General features: G+C 66.3%; 25 protein-coding genes and 2 pseudogenes. 9 read left to right on the forward strand and 18 right to left on the reverse strand.

Translation table 11 applies throughout. The features are described 5' to 3' along the window. Together N864_RS25030 and N864_RS06945 are read left to right on the forward strand one after the other, a co-directional pair. Positions 1-1,806: hypothetical protein (locus N864_RS25030; RefSeq protein ID WP_034714985.1), on the forward strand; the 1,806-nt coding region annotated here is incomplete at its 5' end. A 30-nt stretch (positions 1,807-1,836) separates the two neighbouring features. Next, positions 1,837-3,612, forward strand: a complete 1,776-nt coding sequence (locus N864_RS06945) for a DUF262 domain-containing protein (RefSeq protein WP_034714988.1) — start codon at positions 1,837-1,839, stop codon at positions 3,610-3,612. Positions 3,613-3,622: 10 nt separating this feature from the next. Here the strand turns inward: N864_RS06945 and N864_RS26215 are convergent, their stop codons facing one another. Then, positions 3,623-3,748, reverse strand: coding sequence for a hypothetical protein (locus N864_RS26215; protein WP_276203094.1), 126 nt, complete (start codon positions 3,746-3,748; stop codon positions 3,623-3,625). A gap of 47 nt (positions 3,749-3,795) precedes the next feature. Beyond that, complete coding sequence (locus N864_RS23570; RefSeq protein ID WP_232514698.1) at positions 3,796-4,713, reverse strand: DNA cytosine methyltransferase; 918 nt, start codon at positions 4,711-4,713, stop codon at positions 3,796-3,798. A gap of 313 nt (positions 4,714-5,026) precedes the next feature. On the opposite strand from N864_RS23570, the gene mobF reads away from it, so the two are divergent. After that, a complete protein-coding gene (gene mobF, locus N864_RS06960) occupies positions 5,027-8,560 on the forward strand; it encodes a MobF family relaxase (RefSeq protein WP_034715015.1) in 3,534 nt (1,177 codons plus the stop codon). Between the two features lie 236 nt (positions 8,561-8,796). Here the strand turns inward: mobF and N864_RS25955 are convergent. The 8 genes and pseudogenes from N864_RS25955 to N864_RS25635 form a co-directional block, all read right to left on the reverse strand. Then, positions 8,797-9,187, reverse strand: a pseudogene (locus N864_RS25955) (TniB family NTP-binding protein); the annotation flags it as partial. 284 nt (positions 9,188-9,471) lie between these two features. Beyond that, positions 9,472-9,894, reverse strand: coding sequence for a DUF302 domain-containing protein (locus N864_RS06970; protein ID WP_034714993.1), 423 nt, complete (start codon positions 9,892-9,894; stop codon positions 9,472-9,474). Positions 9,895-9,937: 43 nt separating this feature from the next. Next, positions 9,938-11,398, reverse strand: a complete 1,461-nt coding sequence (locus tag N864_RS06975) for a multicopper oxidase family protein (RefSeq protein WP_034714995.1) — start codon at positions 11,396-11,398, stop codon at positions 9,938-9,940. Further along, entirely contained in the window at positions 11,398-11,646 is a 249-nt protein-coding gene (locus N864_RS06980; protein WP_034714997.1) for an SHOCT domain-containing protein, read from the reverse strand. Before N864_RS06980 ends, N864_RS06975 begins: the two co-directional genes overlap by 1 nt. Beyond that, the gene (locus N864_RS24585; RefSeq protein WP_155892850.1) at positions 11,643-12,014 is read right to left on the reverse strand and encodes a hypothetical protein; all 372 of its coding nucleotides are present in this window, start codon (positions 12,012-12,014) and stop codon (positions 11,643-11,645) included. Before N864_RS24585 ends, N864_RS06980 begins: the two co-directional genes overlap by 4 nt. Positions 12,015-12,170: 156 nt before the next feature. Next, the gene (locus N864_RS06985) at positions 12,171-12,467 is read right to left on the reverse strand and encodes a metal-sensitive transcriptional regulator (RefSeq protein ID WP_051518293.1); all 297 of its coding nucleotides are present in this window, start codon (positions 12,465-12,467) and stop codon (positions 12,171-12,173) included. A 259-nt stretch (positions 12,468-12,726) separates the two neighbouring features. Further along, entirely contained in the window at positions 12,727-14,082 is a 1,356-nt protein-coding gene (locus N864_RS06990) for an MBL fold metallo-hydrolase (protein WP_034715001.1), read from the reverse strand. Positions 14,083-14,224: 142 nt separating this feature from the next. After that, positions 14,225-14,371 (reverse strand): hypothetical protein, encoded by a 147-nt coding sequence (locus tag N864_RS25635; protein ID WP_205620882.1) that lies wholly within the window; start codon positions 14,369-14,371, stop codon positions 14,225-14,227. Between the two features lie 27 nt (positions 14,372-14,398). Here N864_RS25635 and N864_RS06995 point away from each other — a divergent pair, with 27 nt between their 5' ends. From N864_RS06995 to N864_RS26390, 6 genes and pseudogenes are all read left to right on the forward strand, one after another. Then, positions 14,399-15,310 carry a heavy metal translocating P-type ATPase gene (locus tag N864_RS06995; RefSeq protein ID WP_205620883.1) on the forward strand — a complete coding sequence of 304 codons (912 nt, stop codon included), beginning with the start codon at positions 14,399-14,401 and terminating at the stop codon, positions 15,308-15,310. 282 nt (positions 15,311-15,592) lie between these two features. Beyond that, a pseudogene (locus tag N864_RS07000) lies at positions 15,593-16,027 on the forward strand (cation diffusion facilitator family transporter); the annotation flags it as partial. A gap of 122 nt (positions 16,028-16,149) precedes the next feature. Then, on the forward strand, positions 16,150-17,535 hold the full coding sequence (locus N864_RS07005) for an IS1380 family transposase (protein ID WP_034715005.1): 1,386 nt from the start codon (positions 16,150-16,152) through the stop codon (positions 17,533-17,535). Positions 17,536-17,676: 141 nt separating this feature from the next. Further along, positions 17,677-18,120 carry a cation diffusion facilitator family transporter gene (locus tag N864_RS07010; RefSeq protein WP_240474245.1) on the forward strand — a complete coding sequence of 148 codons (444 nt, stop codon included), beginning with the start codon at positions 17,677-17,679 and terminating at the stop codon, positions 18,118-18,120. A gap of 602 nt (positions 18,121-18,722) precedes the next feature. Continuing rightward, positions 18,723-19,109 (forward strand): hypothetical protein, encoded by a 387-nt coding sequence (locus tag N864_RS07015; RefSeq protein WP_034715018.1) that lies wholly within the window; start codon positions 18,723-18,725, stop codon positions 19,107-19,109. A 68-nt stretch (positions 19,110-19,177) separates the two neighbouring features. Continuing rightward, positions 19,178-19,384: a recombinase family protein gene (locus N864_RS26390; RefSeq protein WP_081793476.1), complete on the forward strand. Its 207-nt coding sequence runs from the start codon at positions 19,178-19,180 to the stop codon at positions 19,382-19,384. A gap of 93 nt (positions 19,385-19,477) precedes the next feature. On the opposite strand, the gene N864_RS07020 is transcribed toward N864_RS26390, so the two are convergent. The 8 genes from N864_RS07020 to N864_RS07055 all read right to left on the reverse strand — a co-directional run. Next, positions 19,478-19,762 carry a helix-turn-helix domain-containing protein gene (locus tag N864_RS07020; protein WP_240474246.1) on the reverse strand — a complete coding sequence of 95 codons (285 nt, stop codon included), beginning with the start codon at positions 19,760-19,762 and terminating at the stop codon, positions 19,478-19,480. A 268-nt stretch (positions 19,763-20,030) separates the two neighbouring features. Beyond that, positions 20,031-20,999: a site-specific integrase gene (locus tag N864_RS07025; RefSeq protein ID WP_205620884.1), complete on the reverse strand. Its 969-nt coding sequence runs from the start codon at positions 20,997-20,999 to the stop codon at positions 20,031-20,033. A 248-nt stretch (positions 21,000-21,247) separates the two neighbouring features. Next, positions 21,248-21,454 (reverse strand): helix-turn-helix domain-containing protein, encoded by a 207-nt coding sequence (locus N864_RS07030; RefSeq protein ID WP_051518295.1) that lies wholly within the window; start codon positions 21,452-21,454, stop codon positions 21,248-21,250. 19 nt (positions 21,455-21,473) lie between these two features. Next, positions 21,474-23,018, reverse strand: coding sequence for a replication initiator (locus N864_RS07035; protein ID WP_155892851.1), 1,545 nt, complete (start codon positions 23,016-23,018; stop codon positions 21,474-21,476). Then, a complete protein-coding gene (locus N864_RS23575) occupies positions 23,018-23,416 on the reverse strand; it encodes a WhiB family transcriptional regulator (RefSeq protein WP_051518297.1) in 399 nt (132 codons plus the stop codon). Before N864_RS23575 ends, N864_RS07035 begins: the two co-directional genes overlap by 1 nt. Beyond that, entirely contained in the window at positions 23,413-25,032 is a 1,620-nt protein-coding gene (locus N864_RS24030; protein WP_081793478.1) for an FtsK/SpoIIIE domain-containing protein, read from the reverse strand. The genes N864_RS23575 and N864_RS24030 overlap by 4 nt, the downstream gene beginning before the upstream one ends. Continuing rightward, positions 25,032-25,502, reverse strand: a complete 471-nt coding sequence (locus N864_RS07050; RefSeq protein ID WP_034715011.1) for a hypothetical protein — start codon at positions 25,500-25,502, stop codon at positions 25,032-25,034. The genes N864_RS24030 and N864_RS07050 overlap by 1 nt, the downstream gene beginning before the upstream one ends. Then, on the reverse strand, positions 25,499-25,873 hold a 375-nt coding region (locus tag N864_RS07055), incomplete at its 5' end, for a hypothetical protein (RefSeq protein WP_034715027.1). The genes N864_RS07055 and N864_RS07050, both read right to left, overlap by 4 nt.

Here is a 25,873-nt window from a genome sequence, read left to right on the forward strand (position 1 = left end):
ACCCGATGCAATTTCGAGGCTAACTGGGACCTCGTCATCTTCGATGAATACCACTTCGGTGCGTGGCGAGAGTCCGCCAAGGAGCTGTTCGAGGGCGAGGACGAGAAAGTCAAGCAGAAGGAACTGGCCGCGGAGTACAACGACGGCCTCGTGGCCTTCGACGAGGAGCTTGACGAACTCGGCAACGACGAGGACGACTTCCTGCCGATCACCACCCGCGCCTACCTGTACCTGTCGGGCACGCCATTCAAGGCGCTGGCAACCGGTGAGTTCATCGAGGAGCAAATCTTCAACTGGACCTACACCGATGAGCAGCGCGCCAAGGCCGAGTACGCCGTCGCGCAACCGGACGCCTGGAACCCGTACGGGTCGCTCCCGGAGATGCGTCTGTTCACGTACCAGATGCCTGACGAGTTGATTGCCGTTGCGAATCAGGGAGAGTTCGACGAGTTCGACCTCAACGAGTTCTTCGAGGCAAAGGGCATCGGTAAGGACGCCGAGTTCACCCACAAGACCGACGTGCAGAAGTGGCTCGATCTCGTCCGCGGCGCTCACCTTCCCACCCAGGTCGACGCGATGCGGATGGGCACCCGCCCGCCATTCCCGTACTCCGATGTCCGACTCCTGCCGTACCTTCAGCACTCGTTCTGGTTCCTGCCCAACGTTGCTGCCTGCGAGGCAATGTCGAACCTGCTCGCGGAGAAGCAGAACGTGTTCTGGCACGACTACAAGGTCCTCGTCGTCGCGGGTCCCGGCGCGGGCATCGGGCTGGATGCTCTCCCGCCAGTGCGGGCGGCGATCGGCGACGGCCACGACACCAAGACGATCACCCTGTCGTGCGGCAAGCTCACTACGGGCGTCACCGTCAAGCAGTGGTCCTCGATCCTGATGTTGCGCAACCTCAACTCACCCGAGACCTACTTTCAGGCAGCGTTCCGCGTACAGTCACCGTGGTCGATCAAGAATCCCGACGGAGACAACCCGAGCGCCGAAGCAGTCCTCAAGCCTGTGTGCTTCGTGTTCGACTTCGCGCCCACTCGCGCGCTGCGTCAGATCGCCGACTACGGCGCCGGTCTCTCGCCGGAGACGCCGAACCCTGAGCAAGCCGTCGAGGAGCTCGTGAAGTTCCTGCCCGTGTTGGCCTACGACGGGTCGAACATGACCCAGGTCGATGCTGGCGGCATCCTCGACATCGCCATGTCGGGCACGTCCGCGACCCTCCTGGCCCGCAAGTGGGAGTCCGCGATACTCGTCAACGTCGACAACGACACCCTGCGCAAGATCATGAACAACCCTGACGCCCTCAACGCCGTCATGAACATCGAAGGCTTCCGCGCGCTCGGCAACGACATCTTCGAGACCGTCGTGAACAAGAGCGACGCCGTGAAGAAGGCGAAGAAGGAGAAGGGCGAAGAGATCACTCCGGCGGAGAAGAAGGAACTCACGGCGGAAGAGAAGGAGTACAAATCCAAGCGGAAGCAGATTCAAGAGAAGCTGGTCAAGTTCGCCACCCGCATCCCGGCGTTCATGTATCTAACCGACTTCCGCGAGAACACCCTCCAGGACGTCATCACCAAGCTCGAACCGGGCCTGTTCCGCACCGTCACTGGACTGACCGTTGAGGACTTCCATCTGCTCGTGAACCTCGGCGTCTTCAACGCCACCCACATGAACCAGGCCGTCTTCGCCTTCCGGCGCTACGAGGACTCGTCCCTGTCCTACACCGGCATCGAGTCCCACAAGGGGCTGCGGCACTACGGCCTCTACGACACTGTCGTGGCCGTCGATGACGACGCCATCGCCTGACCATCTGCCAGCCCGACCGAGAGAATCCGCATGTCGTTCCAGACCCCGCGCAGCATCGAGGAGATGCTGACCGCTATCCACAAGCGCGAGTACCTGATGCCGGCGATCCAGCGAGAGTTCGTGTGGGGTGCCGATCAGATCACCAAGCTCGTCGATAGCCTCATGCGTGGGTACCCCGTCGGGTCGTTCCTGCTCTGGGACGTCAAGCCTGAAACTGCGCAGTCGTACACGTTCTACGAGTTCCTGACCAACTACCACGAGCGCGACAACCCCTACGCCGACAAGGCAACGGTTCCCTCCGGGAGTGGCACGACGGCGGTGCTCGATGGACAGCAGCGGCTCACCTCGTTGAACATCGCGCTGTACGGCAGCTTCGCGGAGAAGAAGAAGTACGCGTGGTGGAACAGCGCGGACGCGTTCCCCGTCAAGCGCCTCTACCTCAACCTCGTCGACGAGCCCGACGACGAGGAGCTCGGCACGAAGTACGACCTGCGGTTCCTCACCGACCGGGAGGCCTCCCCGGCGGACGGCGAGGCCGACAAGTGGTTCCGAGTCGGCGCAGTCCTCGATCTCGCCAACGCTGGCCCCGCGATCATGCGCGAGCTGGAGCAACGCGGCATCGCTGGATCGGCTGACGCGTTCCAGCGGCTCTACGACCTGTACGAGGCGGTGCGGGTTCTCAAGCCGATGAACTACTTCCTGGTCACCGATCAGGACGCCGACAAGGTGCTCGAAATCTTCGTCCGCGTCAACAGCGGCGGCACCACGCTCTCGTACTCCGACCTGCTGCTGTCGATGGCGACGAACCAGTGGCAAGAGCTGGACGCGCGCGAGGAGGTCCGCTCGCTGGTCTCCGAGATCAACAGCAACGCCGGGCGACAGTTCTCGTTCTCCAAGGATGTGGTGCTGAAGACCGCGTTGACGATCGCGGACGTGGATGTGCGGTTCAAGGTCACCAACTTCACCCAGGGGAACATGGCCAAGGTGGAGGCCGCGTGGCCGCAGATCAAGGGAGCCTTGCTGCGTGCTGCGACTTTGCTTCAGCAGTTCGGGTACAACGAACGTAACCTCACCGCGAACAGCGTGATCGTCCCGGTCGCGCACTACCTGCACCTCCGGGGCGCAGGTGACTCCTACCTCGACTCCACCGCGGACGCGGCCGACAGGCTCGCCCTTCAACGGTGGGTGACCCGCTCGCTGGTCAAGCGCGGCATCTGGGGGTCGGGACTCGACACGCTCCTCACCCGCATCCGCGATGTCCTCCGCACTAACTCGACGAACGGCTTCCCGGTCGCTGCGGTCGAGGAGGCAATGGCGGCCGTCGGCAAGAGCCTCACGTTCGACAACGCCGAGATCGACGAACTGCTCAACCTCAAGTACGCCGGCCAGCGGACGTTCTCCGTCCTCTCGGTTCTGTATCCGGGGCTGGACCTGAGCAAGAAGTTCCACGAAGACCACATCTTCCCCAAGTCCCGGTTCACCAAGAAGAAGCTCCTCGACGCCGGAGTCCCGCTCGACAGCATCGACGACTACCTGGCGGCCGTGAATCTCCTGCCGAACCTCCAGTTGCTCGCTGGCACCGCCAACATTGAGAAGCAGGACGGCCTGCCCGCGGAGTGGATTGAGACTGCCTTCCCGAGCGAGGACAAGCGAGCCACCTACCTCGCCGAGAACGACCTCGACGGCCTTCCGCTCGACCTGGCCGACTTCACGTCGTTCTTCGAGCAGCGCAAGCAGCGAATCCGGACCCGCCTACTCGCCGCTCTGGGAACAGCACCGGGCGCACCGGAGGACGCGGCTCTGTAGTAACCCACGTTCACGCGGCGAGCAGCGACAGTGCGGACACGGCCTGGAGAGGTAGCACTCCGTTGCCCAGCGCGGTGATCTGCTGGTTCTGCGTCAGGTCATCGCTGTCCGTAACCCATCCGTTCGGTAAGCCCATGAGCCATTCGACGAAAGCTGGTGCTGGGCGGGGGTCGTCGGCGTCGTTCAGGAGGGCTGGCGCTGGCGCGGGGCGTCCGGTGATGTGTTCCCAGCGGGTGATGGCGTCGGCGTAGCGTCCCCAGCGTTGAAGAGTCCCTCTATCAGGGACCACAGGGTCTCCGATTCGGCTCTCCTGGTCGGTGAGCCAGCCGGTCCGTGGAGCGCGAAGTCGATGATCTGGTGCGACAGTGCGATCGTCCCGCGCCTCGCTCGCACCTGGTCGAGAGTCTCCCCGCCGCGCGATGAGTCGGTCGCCAGCGGGGTGCGGAACAGTGCGCCGGGCGAGGGCGAAGATGTGGAAACGTTGGTGAGGAGCGCCGATAAGGGAAGCCGGTAGGCCGATCCATCGCGCATCCAGCCGCAGGTCGGCCAGATCACCGAGAACGGCGCCGAGAGCCCGTAGAGGTCGAGCTGCGTTGTCTCCCAGATGCCACGGGTCGCGTCCATGCCGCGAAGGGTTGCGCCGTCGGGGGTTGCATCGCCGGGGTTGCGTCGGTCATGGTCGTCTCCTTCTGCGGGTGGCCGTGTCGCGGGTGAGGACAGCAGCCCGCGGACGTTCTCGATGACGACCCATTCGGGCTGGAGCGCGTCGATGGCCACGGCCATGTGCGCCCACAGACCCGAGCGCGTACCCGGGGCGAGACCGGCGCGCTTGCCTACCGTCGAAACGTCTTGGCACGGGAACCCGCCGATAAGGATGTCCACAGGCTCGACCTGACGCCAGTCGATGGTCGTGATGTCGCCGAGGTTCGGCGCGTCGGGCCAGTGGCGGGCGAAGATGCGGGCGACGGGCTCGTTGAGTTCGGAGAACCACACGGTCTTGGCGTTGAAGACGTGCTCGACGGCGAGGTCGAGGCCGCCGTAGCCGCTGAAGAGCGATCCGATCCTGAGTCCTGGGCCACCGCTGGCGTTGAGGTCGTGCATGAAGTCTGCTCCGGTGACGGTCGTCCTCGGCAACGCCTCATCCGGAGGCTGATGCCGAGCTGGTCACCTGTCAGGTGCACGACTCCGACACGCGCTCGCTGCTCAACCGAGACCCGCTTGCCGCCGCCTGAGGTCCTCCATCTCCGGCCTCGGCTCCGACCGCCATCCGAGGCCACACGCGTCTTGCAGACGAGGCCCGCCGCACGTCAACCAGAGTTGACGCGCGGCGGGAGGGCTGCCGTCCACGCCCCGCGATCCGAGGCGGTCATTGTCCGCTCACCTGACCGTCGAGGAGGCGGCGGTGACGGTTTCGATGCGTGTGATGTCGGCGGGCGATGGGTACAAGTACCTGCTGCGCACGGTCGCCGCGGCCGACGGTGACAGGTCGCTGTCGACCCCGTTGACGCGTTACTACGCCGAAGTAGGGAACCCACCGGGCCGCTGGCTTGGCGGCGGGCTACCAGCTCTGGGGACTGGGCAGCTACATGAAGGCGATGAGGTGTCCGAGCCTCAGCTCCAGCTCCTCGTGGGGATGGGCCGCGATCCGGTCACCGGCGACTCTCTGGGTCGCGCATACCCCGAGTATCGGTCTGTCTCGGAACGCGTCGCGGAGCGCGTGAAGGCTCTCGAACCGGCCCTGAGCCTCGGCGAACGCGTTCATGCGGTCACTGCGATCGAGGCCGAGGAAGCCAGACGGGGCACGCGCCGGGCTGTTGCGGGGTTCGACTACACGTTCTCGATCCCGAAGTCCGCGAGCGTCCTGTGGGCCGTTTCCGATGCCGGCACGCAAGCACTGGTTGCACAGGCGCATCATGCGGCGGTTGCGGAGATGGTTGCGTTCATCGAGCGAGAGGTTGCCGCAACCAGAGTGGGTGCATCCGGCCCGGACGGTGCGGTCGCGCAGGTGGACGTGACCGGGGTGATCGCGACCGCGTTCGACCATTACGACTCCCGCGCTGGCGACCCTCATCTGCACACCCATGTGGTGATCTCGAACAAGGTGCAGACTGCGCAAGACGGGAAGTGGCGATCGCTGGATGGGCGGCCGATGCACGCCGCGACGGTCGCCCTGTCGGAGTTGCACGAGGCGGTCTTCGCCGACCACATGACCCGTGCCTTCGGTGTCGGCTGGGAGCAGCGGGACATGGGGCGCGACCGTAATCCTGCCTGGGCCATCGCCGGCGTACCGGAGGGGCTGGTGGCTGAGTTCTCCACCCGCGCCCGCCACATCGAGGTGGAGAAGGACCGTCTGATCGAGGAGTACGTGGAGCGCCACGGCCGCCAGCCCTCGACCGTGACGATCCTCAAGCTCCGCGCCCAGGCCACCCTCGTGACCCGGCCCGAGAAGGAAGTTCGCTCACTCGCGGACCTCACCGGCGACTGGCGCCGCCGCGCCACCGGCCTGCTGGGCGAGGACGCCACCACCTGGGCACTTCGCGTGACGTCGAACGACGCTCCGCTGTTGCTGCGCGCCGATGACATCCCGCTCGATGTCATCGCGGAGTTCGGGCGCACAGTGGTTGAGACGGTCGGGGAGAAGCGGTCGACGTGGCGGCGCTGGAATCTGACCGCGGAGGCGGCCCGGCAGACGATGGGCTACCGGTTCGCCAGCATCGAAGACCGCGAGGCCGTCGTGGGTCTCGTGGTGGATGCAGCCGAGTCCGCGTCACTGCGGCTCACTCCGCCTGAGCTGGCGACCAGCCCGGCACTGTTGCGCCGCCCCGATGGGTCCTCGGTGTTCCGGCCGAGGCACTCGACGGTGTTCTCTTCCGAGGACCTCCTCGCCGCCGAAGACCGACTCCTGGAGCGGTCCCGCACCACGACCGGGCCAACCGTCCCACTGTCCGCCGTTGAGGAGGTCACCGCGAAGCCCGACCGCGACGGGCGACTCCTCGGGGATGACCAGGCTGCGGCTCTCGCCGCGGTCGCAGTCTCGGGTCGTGTTGTCGATGTGCTGGTGGGGCCGGCGGGCGCGGGCAAGACCACCGCGATGAACAGGCTGCGCCGAGCGTGGGAGACCGAGCACGGCAAACGATCGGTCGTGGGGCTCGCGCCGTCGGCAGTCGCGGCGCAGGTCCTCGCTGACGGTCTCGGGATCGCCACGGAGAACACGGCGAAGTGGTGGACCAACCATCAACTCCATGGCGCCACGTTCCAGGCCGGGCAACTGGTGATCGTCGATGAAGCCTCTCTGGCCGGCACCCTCTCCCTGGACCGCATCACCCGGGTTGCCGCCGATGCCGGTGCGAAAGTCCTCCTCGTGGGCGACTATGCGCAGTTGCAGTCGGTTGACGCCGGTGGGGCGTTCGGTCTCCTGGTCGCGGATCGTGACGATGCGCCCGAGCTGGTCGACGTCCACCGGTTCACCCACGAGTGGGAGAAGGCCGCATCCCTGGGTCTCCGGCATGGGCGCACCGAGGTCATCGACACCTACATTGACCACGACCGGGTCACCGGCGGCGAGGCCGACCAGATGAGTGATGCCGCATATGCGGCGTGGCGTGCTGACCGCGCGCAGGGGCTGGTGTCGGTGCTGGTCGCGGATTCCCGCGAGGACGTGGCCACGCTCAACCACCGTGCCCGAGCCGACCTCATCCTCGACGGTGTCCTCCAGCCCGGCCGGGAAGTCGAGCTGAACGGCGGCGCCCAGGCGGGCGTCGGGGACACGATCATCACTCGCCGCAACGACCGCCGCCTCCGCAACGGCAAGGACTGGGTCCGCAACGGCGCACGCTGGACCATCTCCGGCGTCCGCGACGACGGCTCCATCACCATCCGCGGGGCCGAGCGCCGGTTCGGCGGCTCCATCGTCCTGCCCGCCTCATACGTGGCCGAGCACCTGGACCTCGGTTACGCAGTCACCGCACACCGTGCCCAGGGCGTGACCGTCGACGCCGCGCACGTCCTGGTGGAGCCGACCACGACGCGCGAGAACTTCTACGTCGCCATGACTCGCGGCAAGCATTCCAACCGCGCGTACGTCATCCTCGACCGGGCCGACGACGCCCACACCGAGTCGCATCCCGGCGACAACCCAGACGCCAGCGGCAGGAGCGTGCTGTACGGAGTACTCCAGCACATCGGCGCTGAGCTGTCCGCGCACGAGACCATCACCGCCGAACACGAGCAGTGGGGCTCCATAGCACAGCTCGCTACGGAGTACGAGACCATCGCCGCCGCAGCCCAACGCGACCGCTGGGTCAGAATGATTCGCGCCGCCGGTCTCACCGGCGCCCAGACTGATGCGGTGGTCGAGTCCGAAGCCTTCGGGGCGCTCACCGCCGAGATACGCCGGGCCGAGGCGAACCATCACGACATGGACCGGTTGTTCCCGCGCCTCGTAGCGGCGCGCGCTTTCGATGACGCCGACGACATCGCTTCCGTCCTCCACCACCGGGTCGCCCGCTCCACCCAGCGGCCAGCAGGGTCCGGCCGCACTCGCAAGGCACCGCGGCTGATCGCGGGACTTGTCCCGTCCGCCGACGGCCCGATGGTAGGCGAGATGCGTCAAGCACTTGATGAGCGCCGTGAACTGATCGAGGCCCGCGCCGACGCGGTGCTCGACACCGCACGGGACGCCGGGGAGACTTGGACGAGACCGCTAGGTGCGCCACCCCGCGATTCGCGGAAGGCAACAGCATGGCGGCGGCATGCCCGCACGGTCGCGGCCTACCGGGACCGGTACGGCATCATCGACGACACACCCCTGGGCCCGACACCGGGGACGACGGCACAGAAGATCGACCACGCACGAGCAGAGGTCGCTCTTCACCAGTTAGCCCCTCGGCCCGAACCACGCCAGCAGCATCGACCGGCGGCTCCGGTTCGCCGCGGGCCGAGCCTGTGACCATCCCGCTGTCGTTTTCAGGAGCTAACCGTACTGGTTGGGAGTCAGGCGCACAGACGCTATACGCCATCCGCCTTGGATACTCTTCGTCTTGCCCGTTCGATGACGCGCGAGCTCGTGCGGGAAGGTGCACCGGGATCGGACCCCAGAGCACGGCGACATCATCTTCTTCGTCCCGTGGGGTGTGGCTTTCTGAATTTTTTGGCAGGCTTCTTTCGCTTCCGGATGGTGGGCTTTTAGCTGATGCCAATGACCAGCGTGCTTTGCGTCCCTTCGATCACGTCGTTGGTGATGATGGTGAGCTCGTTGATTTTCATCACTCGCTCAATTTGCGGGAAGAGGCGTTCAAGGAGTCGGAAGTTGCCGCGGGTGACGCGAGCGATCGCGGCGATGGCTTGTGCGTCGGTGAAGTCATCAGGGTCGAGTTTTTTGCCGAGTTTTCGCCATTGTCGGTCGAGGACGAAGGCGAGTTCTTCGTTGCCGAGGGGCCGATATTGGTGGGCGAACCCGAGTCGACTGTAGAACTGCGGGAAGTGACTGAATTGTCTTGAGGGCGATATTGGTGCGGTCGTATTGGTCGCGGAGCCATTCGATGGCGTTGGCGCTGAGTCGTTCGGATTCGTCGATGGCAGCGTTCAACGCGTCGACTTGGAGCGCCGCATCCTGATCGGAGGTGGACACCCGTGCGTATCCGAGAAGATGACCCATGAACTGACTGTAGCGGAATTCATTGCGCACCGATGGAATCGACGCATAGAATCCGGACCGGGGTTTCGCTACAAAATCTGATTCGAAGGCCCGCGAGAAGCTGCACTCTGAGCGGGCGTCCCGAAAATCGCGTTTTGACGTAGCGAATACGAACGATTCAGTTACAAAAGAACCGAACTCTCCCTCGTCGACCGGATCCAGTGTTATTTGCTGCTGTCCAGGCCTTCCAGAGCAGATAAAGCAGCGAGTAAGTGCGCATCGGCCGTGTCAGCAACGGCCTGTATCGCCGGGGAGTTGCTCAGCTGGACCATGGTCTGAGGGTTGATGGCTTGGACCGTGGTCACATTAGCTGAGCGGTCCCGTCGGATGACGACGTTGCAGGGAAGCAGCAGTCCCATGTCGGGTTCGGCGGTGAGTGCTTGTTGCGCGAGGGCCGGGTTGCAGGCGCCCAAGATCAGGTAGTCGCCGACGGTTTGTGCGCTTTCGCTGCCGAGTTTTGTTTCGAGGGTTGCGTGGACGTCGATTTCGGTAAGGACACCGAAGCCGTTGTTTGCTAGCTCTTGCCTCACTTTGGTGACTGCTTCCTCGTAGGGCAGCGAGACGGTGATGGTGTGCGCGTAGTTCATGTGCTTCTCCTCAGTCGTTTTTCCGTGGTGGTTGCGTCTGTTGTTAGGCGGCGTTGACGATTCCCATCATGCCGCCGTCTTCATGGTCCAGGATGTGGCAGTGATACACCGTTTTGCCGGTGAAGTCGTCGAAGGGGATCCGCACCCGAATACTGCTCATCGCGGGCACATTCACCACGTCTTGCCAGAGGACGCCGTTTACGGCGGCGCCGGCTCGCTCGACGATCTGCATAGGCCAGACGTGCAGATGCACGGGATGATCCATCGGGCTGGTGTTGCTCAGCGTCCACTCCTCGACGGAACCGGCGTGCACGATCGTATCGATCCTGGCTGGGTCGAACTCCTTCCCATCGATGGTGAAGCTCATCATGTTGCCTCCAGACCCCATGCCCATCCCGCCTGGCCCCATCCCCATCGCGAAGGTCAGCTCGCGTCGACCATCAACCGTTGATTTCCTCAGATCTCGAGGTTGTGACTGCCCGGGCACAGCGGCAGGCGTGGCAGGTGGGCCGGCAACAATAAAGGTGGCCAGATTCACCGTCGTGGAGGACGGCCGCGTGCCGCCCATCATTCCCATCGCGGCTCCCCTGTCAAAGGGCAGAGTTTGAAAAGATGCCGTTCCCTTCACGCCGGTGACTAGAAGGTCGGCGCGGTTTCCTGGAGCGAGGACGACTTCCGTGACGTCGTGCGGGCGCGGGAATCGGCCAGAATCAATCCCCAGGAGTTGCAATCGCTGACCGTCAAGGCGAAGTCGGAGATACCGTGCAACACACGCGTTGATGATCCGCCACCGTTCGCGCTCGCCCGGTCGAGCGCTCAGCTGCGGTGAGGCTTGCCCGTTGACGAGCATCAGGTTCCCTTCCCGTCCAACCATCCGATCCATCGCGGACGCCGCCGGGATCGTTCCAGATCCGTCAAGAGTGATGTCGGAGAGGACGAGAACCCGCTCCCGGCTGACAGGAATTGGGGTGGGATCCTCGACGATGATGGCACCATAAAGGCCACCAAATACTTGGGTGGCAACCATGCCGTGATGGTGCGGGTGGTACCAGTACACGCCCGGCGGATGATCTGGCGGCAACCGGTATTCGTAGTCAAAGGATGATCCCGGATCGATCGACACAAAAACGTTGTCGCTGTTGCCGTCCGGGGAAACGTGAAGCCCATGAACATGGAGGTTGGTGGGCTCTCTTAGTTGATTCGCCAAGGAAATCTTCAGCCGGTCTCCGGGGCGGATAATCAACGTTGGGCCGGGCAGTCCGCCGTTGTAAGTGAGAGCTGTTGCGTGGCGTCCGGCTATCTGCGCAGGCCCTTCGGCGGCCGTCAGTGTGAGTTGCAGGGCACCGTTGACACTGCGCAGGGCCGCGGGTTCGGTAAAGCGTTGGGCTGTCGATGGGACAAATCCGGTATTTGCCGTCCAGAAGAGCCCGGCGCCGCCGGCAACGATGCTGGCTGTTCCGAGACCACCGAGGATCAGAGCCTGCCGTCGGCTGATGGGCTCCATCAGGTTCCATCCCCGAGAACACGGATTCGTTCCTGGTATTCCTCCGTCGTCAGATCCCCTCGGGCATACCGCTCATCGAGCAACTGGCGGGCGCTGCTACTTTGCCTTGGCATGTTCTGCTCGTCGGGACGGTCGCGCTTCATGCCGCCACCGAGGAAGCGAACCAAGAGGATGATGAGCAGAACGACTCCCGCGGCGATGAGTACCCCGAACAGCCATCCGCCACCCATTCCAATCCCGTTCATCATGACACGTGCACCTTTCCTTGAATTTGCTTGCGGTCACCAGACAATCGGTGATTCTGCGGGAGCGCGGCCATCGTGCTGGCCGAACCGGAAGCAGATGCGGGCCTGCCAAGCATCTGACTCTCGTCCTTGCCAGTTGTGGGGTGTGAAGTCTTGGTCGGCAACTCGGCTCGGATATTCCTAGCCTCGAACGGCTGCCCTGGATCGCTCGGGCGATCGCGGCGTTGCGAGCGATTTTTGTGCGCCTTGGGTCGTGCCGCCTTTGGTCGGCCGCCGATGACTCGTGCGACCAGAATAGTCAACAGCACCACTGCGACGGCCACAGGTAAGCCGGCTGGCCAAAGACCGTTAATCGACAAGCCTTCAATCATGACGCGTCTTCCTTTCGGTGAATCTTTTCGCTAGGCGCACAAATGCCCATCTGTTCCCTTGCCGCTCCCGAGGTAAGCAACGGTGGAGGCACAACGTTGATGCCACGGCTCAACCGACAGCGTGAATCAGAAGATTTTCCTCTGGCGTGCCATCAGCTACGCCAGGGTAAGAAAGAGCTTTTCGAGCTCATCAACGGTCAGGGGCTCGGCCGGGTCATCAGGCGAGGCGATACAGCGTTGCATCGCCGAGGACACAATGGTGAATCCGGCACGGTCAAGGGCTTTTGAGACGGCTGCCAGTTGAATGACGACGTCCCGGCATTGCCCTCCCGATTCGACGGCAGCGATCACGGCGCCGAGCTGGCCCTGTGCCCGACGCAACCGGTTGAGCACCTTCCGTTGACTTTCCACGGCGGTTCCCCCGGAAATCGTTATTTTCGTGGGCTGGTTCATGTCGTGCCTTTCGTTGGGTTGGGGTTACCGACCAGAAAAGAGCCGGGCGAAGAAACCATCCTTGGCAGACGGTTCGTTTTCATGTCCGCGGCATCGTTGCGCATTCGGAACGCCCCGCATGACCTGGTCAACATGCTGCCCGCATCCTGTCCACGTTGTTTTCCCGCACTTCCTACACGTAACAGCCCTACACATCCGTTTCCCTTTCGTCCTAGATGTTCGCGTTTGCAAATGAACGTGAGCGTGAGATGAAGGACGCTCAACCTTTGATGAGGTCGACGCCCGCCGAGGCAGCGTCGGCGAACAGGGCATCAATGTGCACAGGCTCCTTGCCGCCTCGTTGCAGTAGGCTCGCTGCGATGCCTGCGCGGTAACCGGATCCGCAGTGCACCCAGAGTCTGCCGGCGGGGACCTCCCCGATCCTGGTCAGCAGTTCATGCAATGGGATGTTCACAGCCCCGGGGAGGTGGGCAGCATCGTATTCGTCGGTGCGGCGCACATCGAGGATGGTCTCCTCCCCGGGCCGACCGGCGAGCATGCCTTGCCAATCGACACGCGGGTAGGAGGTGACAACGGCTCTGGATGCCAGAGAGGCTGGGTCGGTGCCAATGGCGGTGCCCGGAGAATCGATGCCGATGCGGGAAAGATCGCGGATCGCGTTCTCCACATCTTCTCGTGCGCCGACGAGAGTGAGCTTGTTATCCCACGGCATAATCCAGCCGAGATAGGTCGTGAAATTCGAGCCGTCGCCGTATTCGAAGCTCACTGTGCCCTCCAGATGAGTGCTGGCAAAAGCGACCCGATTGCGGAGATCGACCACCCATTCGTCGTCATCCAGACGACGACTCAGCTCGCCCGGATCCAGTGACTCAGGAAGAATCAGCTCCGCCGGCCCGGGGCCCTGCGTGTTGGCCGGGCTCATGTGGGCATAGTACGAAGGGTATGCAGTAAGGTTCGCGATCAATTCCTGTACGAAGTGCTCTTCGTCAGGATCGGTGAGAGCATGATTAGCTTCGATCTGCTCGGCCACCGTGGAGGCGGACGCGCCCGTGGACGGCCCGGAGGAGCAGAAGGATCCGAAGCCATGTGTCGGGTACAGTGCGGCCTCACATGCAGCCTCCTCAACCAGGCGGCGTGCCGAGGCGTACTGGTCATGGGTGAGCGCAACGGTGTCATCGGCGCTGACCAGATCGGTGCGGCCCACCGATCCGTAGAGCAGGCTTCCGCCGGAAAACACCGCCTGCTCTTCCCCTGCTGTGACGATGTAGGACAGATGTGTGTGGGTATGTCCGGGGGTCGCGACCGCCTTCACTCGTAAAGAGCCGACAAGGATTGCCTCGCCGTCCGCGACTGGCTGACGCTCAAACTGCACTTCATCCGCTGCGTTGACGAGGTAGACAGCATGCTGGCTTCGTGCCAGCACCAAACCGCCGGTGAGGTAGTCATTGTGCAAATGGGTTTCAGCGACGTGCGTGATTCTCACACCAGCATCCGCCGCAGCTTGCTCAACCCGGTCCGTATCACGTTGAGGATCGATGACCAACGCCACCACCCCGTCATGCACGAGATACGAGCGGTCTCCAAGCTGAGGGGTGTCAATCACAACCACGTCCATAAGTTCCTTCTCCTCACATGCACGAGCGGCCCCGACAAGCACTGGCCTTCACAGGGATATATTACCCCCGAGGGTATCAGTGTTTGCTGTGAACGATAACCCTCACAGCCGCCTACCTCGCCCTGATCGGCGCGGCCATCACCTACCTGATCACCCGCGACCTGACATCGACGATCTCCGTAGTCGTCGTCGTCGGGGCCTGCGGCATCGCCGCCGGCACCCCGCTGGCGGTGCTGGCCGCGATCGCCCGGATCGCCCGCTCCGGGCCTTCGTCAAGGACGACGCGCACCTTGAGGCGCTCTCCACCGTGGATACCGTGGTCTTCGACAAGACTGGGACGCTGACCACCGGTGCACCCGCCGTCGTCGACGTCAGGACCGCCGACGGGTTCGACGCGGATGGCCTGCTCGTGCTGGCCGCAGCGGCTGAGTCCTACTCCGAGCACCCGCTCGGGCAGACCGTCGTTGCCCACGCCCGCACCCAGGGGCTTCCCATTGGCCCCTGCGACGACTTCGCCTACCAGCCGGGCAGGGGCGTCACCGCGAAGGTCGCCGGCAATGCCGTCGCGGCAGGCAACCGCAACCTCGTCCCCGACGCCCCGGATACCGAGGGCGGCCAGGGCACCGCCACCGCCGTCCACATCGGCATCGACGGCGACTACAAGGGCACGATCCTGCTGGCTGACACCATCCGCGATACGGCGAAGGCCGCCGTGGCCGAGCTGCACCGCCGGGGCCTGCGGACGATGATGATCATCGGCGGCCAGGAGGCGACCGCGAACACCGTCGCCGCCGCGCTCGGCATCGACGACGTGCGGGCCGGGCTGCTCCCGGACGAGAAGCTCACCGCGATCGATGCCGAACGCGCTGCCGGGCACAGGCTCGCGATGGTCGGCGACGGCGTCAACGACGCCCCGGCACTGGCCCGCGCCCAGGTCGGCATCGCCATGGGATCGGGCACCGATATCGCCCGGGAGAGCTCCGACGTCGTACTCATCAGCTCCGACCTCGATGGCCTCGTCCACACAGTGCACGTCGCCCGCCGCGCCAGCCGGATCGTGATGTTCAACTTCGCCGGCACCATCGCCGTCGACCTCGTCGGAATGGGGCTGGCCACCTTCAGTCTGCTCTCCCCGGTGACGGCGGCGTTCATCCACGTCGGCAGCGAGACCGCATTCATCGTCAACTCAGCACGCCTCATCCCGGGGCTCGCGAAGCTGCGCCGCTGAGCTACACGGAGCGACCAACGGCGAAAACCGGCGACCGAGACTGCCGATAAGCGGATAAGCGGATAAGCGAAGCGAACGCCATCGACCCAAGCGCCTCCCCGATGTTGAGCGCCGCCATCACCACTATTCGGAACGAGCAGCTCCCACCCGTACGGCACAGACCACGACCATGCGCACGACCATGGCGAGCACGGCCACTCGCACCCGACCGGGTTCAAGGGCTTCCTGTACGGGATCTTCGTGCCGCACTCCCACGATGCCGCGGACTCGATCGATGACGCGATGGAGGCGCACTCCGAGGGCATCCGGGCCCTGAAGATCAGCCTGGTCATCATGCTGGCCACGACCGTGCTCCAAGCCGTGGTCGTTGCGTTCTCGGGATCGGTCGCGCTGCTGGCCGACACGATCCACAACCTCTCCGACGCGCTCACGGCGGTCCCGCTGTGGATCGCGTTCGTCCTCTCCCGCCGCGTGGCGACCCGTCGCTATACCTACGGCTTCAATCGAGCGGAGGATCTCGCCGGGCTGTTCATCGTCCTGATGATCGCCCTGTCCGCCGTGATCGCAGCGTGGGAGGCGATCGACCGGATGATCAACCCGCGGCCGATGGAGAACATCGGCTGGGTGGTCGGCGCGGGCGTCGTCGGGTTCCTCGGCAACGAGGCCGTCGCCGTCTACCGGATCCGCGTGGGCCGCAAGATCGGCTCGGCCGCCTTAGCCTGAATCCACCGATGGACGGTGGGTTGGGGTCGGCGCGTTAAACGGAGAATGCCTTCCTGATCAGGGAAAATAGAGCTTGTTCAGAGTCCTATTCACCCGAAAAGGGAGGCATCTCGCAGGTGCAAGTTTCTCATGCCGCCAAGACCGCCGCTGCACGTTTCGATGACCCGAATCTCGTGTCGGCCGCGGGGCTGCTCCCGGTGATGCGTCTCGCCGAGAACGCCGGCCTTCGACGCCTCGCCGATCAGTGGCTGAGTGTCCCGACCGACAAAGGCGCGAACGCCGGGACGAAAGTTCAATCCCTCGTCGCGGGGATGGTCGCCGGCGCGGACTCGATCGATGACATGGCCCTTTTGCGCCACGGCGGCATGAAGAAACTCTTCACCTCCTGTTACGCCCCGTCGACGTTGGGGTCGTTCCTGCGGACGTTCACCTTCGGGCATGTCCGCCAGCTCGACGCCGTCGCCGCCCGGGTGCTCGTGAATCTGGCCCGGGAAGCACCGATCGTTCCGGTCCCCTCTGACGGCGGCCTGGTGTTCGTGGATGTCGATGACACGATCATCGAAGTCCACGGGTATCAGAAACAGGGCGCCGGGTTCGGCTACTCCGGTGTCCGGGGCATCAACGCTCTCCTCGCCACCGTGTCCACCGAAACCAGCGCCCCGGTGGTCATCGCCCAGCGGCTTCGGAAGGGCGCGTCCGGGTCACCGCGCGGTGCGGCTCGGATCGTCGCCGACGCACTCAAGACCGTCACCCGCCTCCCAGGGACATCCACGGCGCCGGTGTTGTTGCGGGCAGATTCGGCGTATTACGGCTTCCAGGTCGTGAACGGGGCCCTGCGCGCCGGGGCGGATGTGTCGATCACCGCCCGGCAAGACCCGGCCGTGAAACGCGCCATCAGCACCATCCCGGAAGACGCTTGGACGACGATCGAATACACCGACGCGATCTTCGACGAGGCCACCCGGGCCTGGATTTCTCGGGCCGAGGTCGCGGAGGTGCCGTTCACCGCGTTCACCTCAAGGGCCAAGAAAGACCACGTCCCGGGGCGTCTGGTCGTGCGGCGAATTCCCGAGCTGAACAAGAAGGACGTTCAGCACCCGACGCTGTTCGACACCCACCGGTTCCACGCCTTCTTCACCACCAGCACCTTGGACACGGTCACCGCGGACCAGGTCCACCGTCAGCACGCGATCATCGAGCAAGTCAACGCGGACCTGAAGCGCGCAGCTCTGGCGCACCTGCCCTCGGGGATCTTTACCGCGAACGCCGCCTGGCTCGTCCTCGCGATCATCGCGTTCAACCTCACCCGAGCTGCCGCAACCATTGCTGATGCCATCCTGGCGAAAGCGACCACCGCCACGATCCGCCGGAAACTGATCGCGATCCCCGCGCGGCTCGCGTCCTCCGGACGCCGCACCCGCCTGCACCTGCCCCACGCCTGGCCCTGGGAAGCCGCCTGGACGGTGCTGTTCGCTCACACCACCGGGCCACCCCAAGGCTGACCCATCCGTCCGACCAGCCAACAGGCGCGAGCAGAAACACCTCAGCGGAACACCACGGGCAGCAAGGCCCGCAGCACCGCCGCGCCCCGCGGCGAAGCCCAGCTCAGCCCCTCCGCTACCGACCCTCACCCAAGAACATCGGTGGATTCAGGCTTAGTGGCCGACGGCGTGCACGCCCGCACCGACGGGTTCACTTCCCTTGCCGTTGTCGCCGGCGGGATCGGGGTACTGCTCGGGTTCCCGCTCGCCGATCCCATCGTTGGCCTGCTCATCTCCGCCATGATCGCGGTGCTCCTCATCGGCACGATCCGCTCGGTCGGACGGCGCCTCATGGACGGCATCGAGCCCGAGCTGGTGGACCGCGCCGAACACGCCCTCGGTCATCTCGCTGAGGTGGCGTCCGTGGAGCGGGTGCGGCTGCGCTGGGTCGGGCACCGCCTCCACGGCGACGCCGTCATCCGCGCGGGGGCGATGAGCCTGGCGGAGGCCGATCGAGTCGCCGCGGAGGCGGAGGCGTCGGTGAAGAAGCACCTGCCGAACGTGGACGAGATGGCCGTCCGCGTCACCGCCTCGACAACTAGATGACCCCCGATGCCCGCACCCTCCGACGGAATTCGAGCTGCGCGTGGTCTCTTGCCCAGTCAGCCGGATACGAGCATGGACGGTGTGAGTGCTCGAACAAATAGTTGTCCGTGGACACACACGACCCGGGAGGGAGAGCACTAATGGCGAAGAGGAGTCGCTCCGCCTGGACCCCGGTCCGGGTGGTGGGCTGCGTCGACACACTGGCCGCAATCAAAGGCGGCCCGGCGTAGTACCTCACGACTGTGGGACAAGCAAGACCTCCGGCCGTCTCCGAACTCTGCCGCGCTGGAAGAGTCATAGAGCTCAACTCCAAGGACGATCACGGCCATGGGCCGACATTGTCCGCGAGCCGCCCGTGTTCCAACCGGGCCCAGTCACGACGCAGGCAGAAGGCGGCCGCCAGCGCAACGAGTACGGCATCGGTGGTAGCCCCGATCATCCGCGCGGGCGCCCAGGCGGGTTCCGCATGTCCGCGCTCGGGCGTAGAGTGGAACGCGAGGCAGGTTCTCCTCATCTGCGGGTCCTTCGGGACGGCCCATCATGGGCGCTCATACACGTACTGCCTCCTCGACGGAGAGACACGTGTGATGAGAGGCCCCGCCATGATCCGCCTTATCTGGGCGCTGAGCACCCACATCACTTCCTACCTGCGCCGGTACATGCCCGCCAACCGGCTGCTCGACGCGATCCGCACCCGCCCCGGCCTGAAATGGGGCCTCCCCGCGATGCTCGTCGCCGTGCCCTACCTGCTGATCGCGAATATTTGCACCACCCTTATCGGCGATGGCGGCCCCGGCTGGCTGTATTTGGTGGTGTTGTTGTCAATCTGGAACGCGATGAAGTTCATCATCGTGGGACCGGTCAGCCTCGTCCTCTTGGTCCGCGCCCGTGTCCAGGAGGCGATCGCCCGGCGCCGCGCACACTACGGACAGGACACGTCTGATCGCTCGGTGCGTCAGGCATCCAAGTTGGCGGGGGCACTCCGATGAGCGCCACCGCCTACACCTACGCCGCGCGTCCCACGCCCGAGGCACACGATCGCTAACGGTCCGCCTGCATCGCACTCGCCCGTGCCCGTGCCGTCCACCTCGACATTGCCCGCACCTACAGCGACGAAGCCGGCGCTCGATCGGAGCTGGCACGGTTGCTCTCCGACGCGTGGACAGGTCGGGTCTGCGTCGTGTTCGTCGCCAGCCTGGACCGGCTCGGCCGCACCCTGCCCGCCGCGCCGCAGACATCGCGGACCTTCATGACGCCGGCGTGAGCGTCTACGCCGCGAACCACGGAACGCACCAACCTGCTGGCGTCACCACGTTCTTCGACGCCCTGACCGTCACGATTCGCGCCTCTTCTTGGCTCAGGCGCTGATCCGAGCGCGCCGCCCACCCGGCCGGATCGTGACACCCTCCGCAGCGAGTGCCCGCCTGACCGCCTGCTGGCTCACCCCGAACCGCAGACCGACCTCCATCAGTGTCAACCCACCCGCGTACAGCTCGACAGCCTCAGCGAGACGGGCCTCATTGAGGCCACGCCTACGGATCGGGACTGACCGGCGGACAAGATGCGCCGCCACGGTCCGGCGGTGAACACTGAACCGCTCGCCCAGCTCCACGAGGGTCGCACCCGCCTGGTACAGGGCCACCAACTCGTCCACTCGTGCCGGGCTCAGAAAGGTTTGAGTCATCCCAACTGCACGCACCATCCGCCCCCGCGAGTCCACTACCGTCGGCTCCGACGGGCGCCGATCCCGCTTGTAGACCCCGCGCGACCGGCGCGAAGCCACAACTTTCAAGGCCGAGCAAGGGTTCTCAAACTCTCTACGGAGGTCCACCACCTCCCACCTTGGGAAATGCACCCCGCCGGCGGGCAGCCCGGCCCAGGATGAGTGCCGATCCTGACAAACTGCCTGACTACGGAGCGTCGTCATCGCCGTCCTCGCTCTTGGCGTTGAGCGACGGGAAGACGGTGTCCATCACGCTGGCACCGGCCTCGAGCACCGGACGCAGCTCGTGCCGATAAACCAGTTCCGTGACCGCCGTACCCGAGTGGCCCATGAGACGCGAGATCTCCTCGATGGCCAACCCGCGCTCGGAGAGGATCGACACGAACGAGTGTCGCAACTCGTACGGCGTCCACTGCGTGACGTCGAGGCCCGGCACCTGCTTCAGCGCGTCGCGGAACATGCGCCGCACGTTGTGCGCGTCCTGCTCGGTCCCGAGCCGCGACGGAAACACGAGGTCGTGGTCCTCCCAGCGCGGCCCAGCAGCCTCACGCCACTCGGCCTGGTCCTGACGATGCCGTTCGAGCACAGCCACCACGTAACCCGAGATTGCCAAGGTCCGCCGCGATTTCCGCGTCTTCACGTCACCGCCAACCCTGACCGAGCGCCACACCTCTACGTGCGGCACCCGCTGGTCTTCGTCAACCAGATGGACTCGGGACCACCGGAGCGCCCGCACCTCCTCTGGTCGAAGACCGACGAGCAGCGACACCGCGATGTACGCATGCATGTGGTGGCCACGCGTCTTGTCCAGCACGTCTGAGGCCTGCTGCAAGGTAAGGGACTTCGACGGGCGACCGGGTCGACCCGTGGGCGCCGGGCAGAGCTCGACGACGTTGCGCTCCACCAGCCCCCGCTTCATGGCTCGGCGCATCGAGCGGCCCAGTACAGATCGCACCTGCTTCAGCGTCGAGGTCGAAAGGGACGCCGAGAGCATCACGAGCCAGCGGTCCACCTCGTCGGGGCGCAGGTCCTTCAAGCGCCGGGCGCCCAGGTACGGCTTGATGTGGAGGCGGTACTTCTCCTCGTTGCCTTCCTTGGTCTTCTTGCCGACGGTGGAACGCTCGAACTCCAGCCAGTCCTCAACGGCCTGAGCCACGGTGACCCTGTGAGCGCCAGGTAGCATTCCCGACTCGTGTTCCTGGACCCGAGCGCGAAGTGCGCGAAGCGCTGCCGACTCGCTCTTCCCCGATCCCGTCTTGACGATGCGCCGCCCCCGCCCGTCGTATCCGACCGTCTTCTCAGCGATGAACCGATGGCGCTTCTCGTCCCACCGCAGGCCACCTTCCCCGCGTGGGCGTCGACGTTTCGGCTGGTTGCGGCGCTCGGTCGCTCCCGGTCCGGTGGTCACGCCGCGACTCCCAGCGATGCCACATAGTCATCCAGCGCTTGGACCGGAACGAGGCGTCGACGACCGACCTTCACGGTGCGGAGCTGACCCGAGCGGATCAGCTCGTAGATGACCGACCGGCTGATTCGGAGTGCCTCGGCCGCTTCGTCCACCCGGTATAGCACCGGAGGAATCACTGCATTTTCGCTCGATTGCGTTCTCATCTCTACTCCCCTTCGGCTCTCAACGGTTGTGGTGCTTCTTCTCAGCCCGCCACGCGGCGTATTCGCGGGCGCGGGCGGCCGCAGCTTTGGCGAGTTCGGCGTCGCCGTCGGTGTCCCACCCGGACCCGGCATAGACCCACTGGCCTACGACGAGGGTCGTCTCGTCGGCGTCGTCTCGCAGGAGGTCGTTGAGGTCGCCCACGTCCAGGGGTGTGCCGTCGCGGTGGGCGTGGGCGAGTCGGCGTTGGAAGCGGGCGCGGGCGCGGCGCAGCTGCCCGAGGGTCACGGAGTAGCGGCGGGACTTGGTGGAGAAGTGGCCGCGGAAGCCGAGCATGTGCCGCCACTTGCCGAGCAGCCCATAGGGGTGCTCGAGGCGGGGGATGCGGCGGCGGTGCAGGTCGGCGTCGGTCCGCTCGGTGGCGTCGTCGATAGCGTGCCGGAGGCGTTGCCAGTGCGGGTTGTCCGCGTCGAGGGTGTCGCTGGCGGACTTGGTGGCGTACTTGGCGAGGTAGCCGGCGACCTGCTCGGGGACGAGCTCCCGGTCGGGGTCGTCGGTGCGGCGACGGGTGGCGATGGGGCGGGCGTCGAGCTGGGTCCCGAACCGGAGCCGCCGCACACGGTCGTCCTCGTCGAGGCGTGGCGCGTCGAACCGGACCGCGGCGGCCGCGTCTTCGACGACGCGCGTGAGGAGGGCGGCGGTGGCGCCGCCGGGGGCGGGCGCGAACCCGGTGTCGGTCTTGGGGCCGTCGAGGCGGATCAGGGCGTGGAAGTGGATCAGCCCGCGGTGCTGGTACTCGGCGACCTTGGCGTACTGCAGCGTCACCACGTTCGGGAGCCGCGACTGCGGGACCCCGAGGGCTTTGGCGAGGTGGCGCCGGGTGGTGATGGTGAACCGGCGCCACAGTTCTGGCGCCCACCACTGCCAGATCACGTGTCCGGTGTAGTCGTAGCAGTCGGGGCAGAGCGGCTGCCCCAGCAGCCGGTCCTGGTCGTCGTGGACGGCGTGACACACCGTCGGCCGGCCGTGCTCACAGATGCCCGGGATGCCTTTCGGGGTGAACGCCCGGCACTTCCGACCGTTCCTCCTGCCGTGCACCAGCCCGAACGTCGGCGCCGTCAGGGTCGCGAACACGAGCGGGTTGTCCGCGACGTCCTCGGGCACGCCCTTGCCGCCGATCACCCCGGCCCGGATCAGATGGAAGGTGTCCGCCGCGTAGACCCGGGAACAGGAGGGGCAGGCGCTTTCGCGGCGGTTGCCGCAGCGGACGTGCAGCACACCGAGCGGCTCGTCCGCGGACGAGTACGTGGAGAGGACCTCCCCGGTTGCCGCGTCAATCGTGGTGGAGGTGCCGTGCAGGCGGACCGGGTGGGCGCAGTGTCCGACCTTGGCGGCGGTGTCGGCCCACGCGGGGAAGTCCTTGGCGGTGAGCCGGGCGACCATCTGCGCTTCGAGGTGGGGGGTGAGGGCAGGCAGGTCCAACCCGGCGTCCTCCCCGAACCCCGGGAAGGTCCCCGGGATGCCCGGGTGAGGTGTCGGGCTGGGCCGGTCCGTCCTCACGCCCATCAGGCCGCCCCGCGGTCCGCTCTGGAGGACGCACGCTCCGGGCTGCCGAGCACGGCGGCGAGGACCGCGCCGAGGGTCTCCCCGTGGCGCAGGCGCCGGGTCAGGCGGGCGCGTTCGCTGGCGGTGGTGCCGCCGTAGATGCCGTACTCGTCCCCGTAGACAAGTGCGGAGGCAAGGCAGGCGCCCCGGACGGGGCACTCCTCGCAGATGGGGATGGCGGGGCTGGTCTGGGCGTGGGTGTAGTCGTCGGTCCACAGGTATGCCGGCCAGTCGCGGCAGGCGGCTCGGTGGTGCCAGCGGGAGGCGTGCAGCTCGTCGAGGGTCGGTCCTCCGGTGCGGTCGACCCAGCGTTGCGGGGTGCCGTACCCGTCCCGCTCGATCGCGGTCGCGCCGGTCATGCCGCCTCACCGCCAGAACGAGAGGATCCTCCGTTGAACGGTGCCGGTCTCGGTTGCCGAGGCTGCCGGGGTTTGCGTGGGGAGCGGGGCTTCCGCGCTCTCGGTGACGCGGACGCGACCGCCGAGGCCTGCCCTTCGCTGTTCGAGGCTTCTTCCATCTCGAGCGTCGCGGAGCCGATGTCGTGGGCGTGGAGGGCGGGTGCCGGGTGGTGGGTGGCGACCTCGCGGACGAGCCGGTCGGGCCAGTAGTCGGCGCGGACCCGGTCGGCGGTGCCGTCCTCGTCGATCACCCACGCCACCCCGGGTGTCGCGGGGGAGATGCGGTGCGCGGGGGCGAGATCGGCGGTGCCGTCGCCGAGGACCATCCGGGTCTCCTCCGCGGAGCGCAGTCGCAACGCGATGGTCTGGGTGAACAGGCCGCGCAGGCCGATGACTTCCTTGCGGGGGTCCTGTACGCAGGCGAGTACGACGACGCCGAGCGCCCGGCCCTGGGTGAGGATCTCGGCGAGCAGCCGGGAGGCCTCCTTCCGGATCTCGGGGTCGGTGTATGCGGTCAGTACCGCGAGCTCGTCGATCGCCACGACGTGCAGCGGGTCGGAAGGTGTTGGGGTATGCAGGCGGGAGTGCCCGGCCATGCGATGGCCGCGCTGGTCGATCACCACCCGCAGCGCCGCGAGTACGTCGAGGGCCTCACTCGGGGTGGTGGCGACCCGGTGGAACAGGTGCCGGCCCATGCCGATCTCGACGCCGCGTTTGAGGTCGATGCCCCACAGGCACACGAGCCCGGCGCGGACCGCGGGGGCCAGGCCCGCGCAGACGCCCCAGAAGATCGAGCCCTTCCCGGAGCCGGAGCAGCCGACGACGAGGGTGTGCCGGCCGGTCACGGGCAGCACCCACGCGGTGTCGTCTTGGCGCCGCCCGAGCGGCACGGCATCGACCCGAACATCTGTGGGCGCCGTCGCTTCCCGAACAGCCGTGAGCCGGTCGCTCATAACCAGGTCGTACTCGATCATGGACGGCGACACGGCTCGGCACCGGAACGAGCGGGCGCCCGCGGCGGCAGCCAAAGCCGGGGCGACGGCTTCCAGGTCGTCCACGGTTTGCCCGGTCCGTGCCCGCACTGTCAGGGTCAGGGTGACACCGCGGGCGGTGGCGGAGCACAGTCGGGGATGCACCCACACCTTGGGCAGCGCCGGAGCCGGGCCCGTGGTGAGCGCGCCGACGAGACGCGCCGACCGTGTCGGGGTCTGCTCCCGATTCACGGACAGGCCGCACTCGCGCGCCAGGTGGGGCCAGCGCCGGCGCGCCCAGCACACCCACCGGACGCGAGCGGCCGGGCCAGCGACGGAGCGGCGGTACGACACCGGCCAGAACGTCACCCACACCGTCGCGACAAGGGCGGGGGCGACCCAGCCGAGCAGCAGCAGCCACTCCGCGAGGACTGGCCCGTCTGGGAGCAGCCGAGTCAGGAACGCGAGGGCGGCGACGAGCAGGACCCAGCGGGTGTGCCGCCACGACCACGACAGCACACCCGACACCAGCGCCCACCCGAGACGGAGGGCACGGCGGGTCGGCGTCCACGCCGTCGAGCCAGCGGGTACTAGGGCGGCAGTCATCAGGCCACCTCCTGGACCGAGCTGGCCTCGTCCTCACAGGGGTGCGGGGCGGATTCCGCGTGAGCGCCCGTGGCCGTGACCGACACCGGCAGCGGCACCGACACGGCGTCACGTGATGTAAGCCAGCCGGTCCAGCGGGACTCGACGAACTGCACACCGTCGGCCGCCGAGGCATACCGGCGCGTCCCGGTCCGGGCCAGCCCGAGCAGCTCGCCGACCTGACCCGCGGCGACGTCGTCGTCGCAGTGCACCGACACCTCCACAGAGCGCAGCAGGCGCGGCCACGGCAGCCCCTCGACGGGAACCCGGACCGTGTCCCGGTCCACCCGCACGCCAAGCACGAGCACGTCGCCCACCAGCGCGCTCAGCACCTGCAGGACCCGGGCCGCATCGAGAAGCCCGAGCGGCTGACCCTGGTCGGCCAGCGGATCAGCGCACGCGTCGGTCCGCGGCTGCTCCGTGGTCCTCATGCCGCCGTCCCCTTCGCCCGCTCAGACCCGGAACCGCCCGAGCTGGCCGCGCCCGGCGCGGTCATCGACTCGGCCCGGAACGACCACGCGATCCGGTTCCGCCCGTTGCCCAGGTCTTCGACATACGGCAGCGCCGAGAGCCCGACGAACTCGACCGGCGTCCATGGGAACGGCGTCTTGTTCTCCGGAGGCACCGGCTGCACCTTCGCCAGGAACTTCACCGACACCGCCGTGTCCCGCTTTCCCGCCTCCTCGTCCGCATCCAGCACGACCACCTGCCACACCAGCAGACCCGACTCAGGGTCCATCTGCTGCGGCCGTGACCCATCCGCCCTCTTATCCGCCTTGAAGTCGAGCACCGGCTCGACCCC

Origin of the sequence: Intrasporangium chromatireducens Q5-1 (genome assembly GCF_000576575.1) — a bacterium.
GTDB lineage: Bacteria > Actinomycetota > Actinomycetes > Actinomycetales > Dermatophilaceae > Intrasporangium_A > Intrasporangium_A chromatireducens.

Excerpts from the sequence above, each read along its gene's own strand:
- N864_RS07030 (WP_051518295.1), bottom strand. The coding sequence starts at position 21,454 with ATGAGAACGCAATCGAGCGAAAATGCAGTGATTCCTCCGGTGCTATAC.
- N864_RS06945 (WP_034714988.1), top strand. The coding sequence starts at position 1,837 with ATGTCGTTCCAGACCCCGCGCAGCATCGAGGAGATGCTGACCGCTATC.
- N864_RS06985 (WP_051518293.1), bottom strand. The coding sequence starts at position 12,467 with ATGAACCAGCCCACGAAAATAACGATTTCCGGGGGAACCGCCGTGGAA.
- N864_RS26215 (WP_276203094.1), bottom strand. The coding sequence starts at position 3,748 with ATGGGCTTACCGAACGGATGGGTTACGGACAGCGATGACCTGACGCAG.
- N864_RS07050 (WP_034715011.1), bottom strand. The coding sequence starts at position 25,502 with ATGAGGACCACGGAGCAGCCGCGGACCGACGCGTGCGCTGATCCGCTG.
- N864_RS07015 (WP_034715018.1), top strand. The coding sequence starts at position 18,723 with ATGATCCGCCTTATCTGGGCGCTGAGCACCCACATCACTTCCTACCTG.
- N864_RS07035 (WP_155892851.1), bottom strand. The coding sequence starts at position 23,018 with ATGGGCGTGAGGACGGACCGGCCCAGCCCGACACCTCACCCGGGCATC.
- N864_RS24030 (WP_081793478.1), bottom strand. The coding sequence starts at position 25,032 with ATGACTGCCGCCCTAGTACCCGCTGGCTCGACGGCGTGGACGCCGACC.
- N864_RS23570 (WP_232514698.1), bottom strand. The coding sequence starts at position 4,713 with ATGCACGACCTCAACGCCAGCGGTGGCCCAGGACTCAGGATCGGATCG.
- mobF (WP_034715015.1), top strand. The coding sequence starts at position 5,027 with ATGCGTGTGATGTCGGCGGGCGATGGGTACAAGTACCTGCTGCGCACG.
- N864_RS06980 (WP_034714997.1), bottom strand. The coding sequence starts at position 11,646 with ATGATGAACGGGATTGGAATGGGTGGCGGATGGCTGTTCGGGGTACTC.
- N864_RS23575 (WP_051518297.1), bottom strand. The coding sequence starts at position 23,416 with ATGACCGGCGCGACCGCGATCGAGCGGGACGGGTACGGCACCCCGCAA.
- N864_RS24585 (WP_155892850.1), bottom strand. The coding sequence starts at position 12,014 with ATGATTGAAGGCTTGTCGATTAACGGTCTTTGGCCAGCCGGCTTACCT.
- N864_RS06970 (WP_034714993.1), bottom strand. The coding sequence starts at position 9,894 with ATGAACTACGCGCACACCATCACCGTCTCGCTGCCCTACGAGGAAGCA.
- N864_RS06975 (WP_034714995.1), bottom strand. The coding sequence starts at position 11,398 with ATGGAGCCCATCAGCCGACGGCAGGCTCTGATCCTCGGTGGTCTCGGA.
- N864_RS06990 (WP_034715001.1), bottom strand. The coding sequence starts at position 14,082 with ATGGACGTGGTTGTGATTGACACCCCTCAGCTTGGAGACCGCTCGTAT.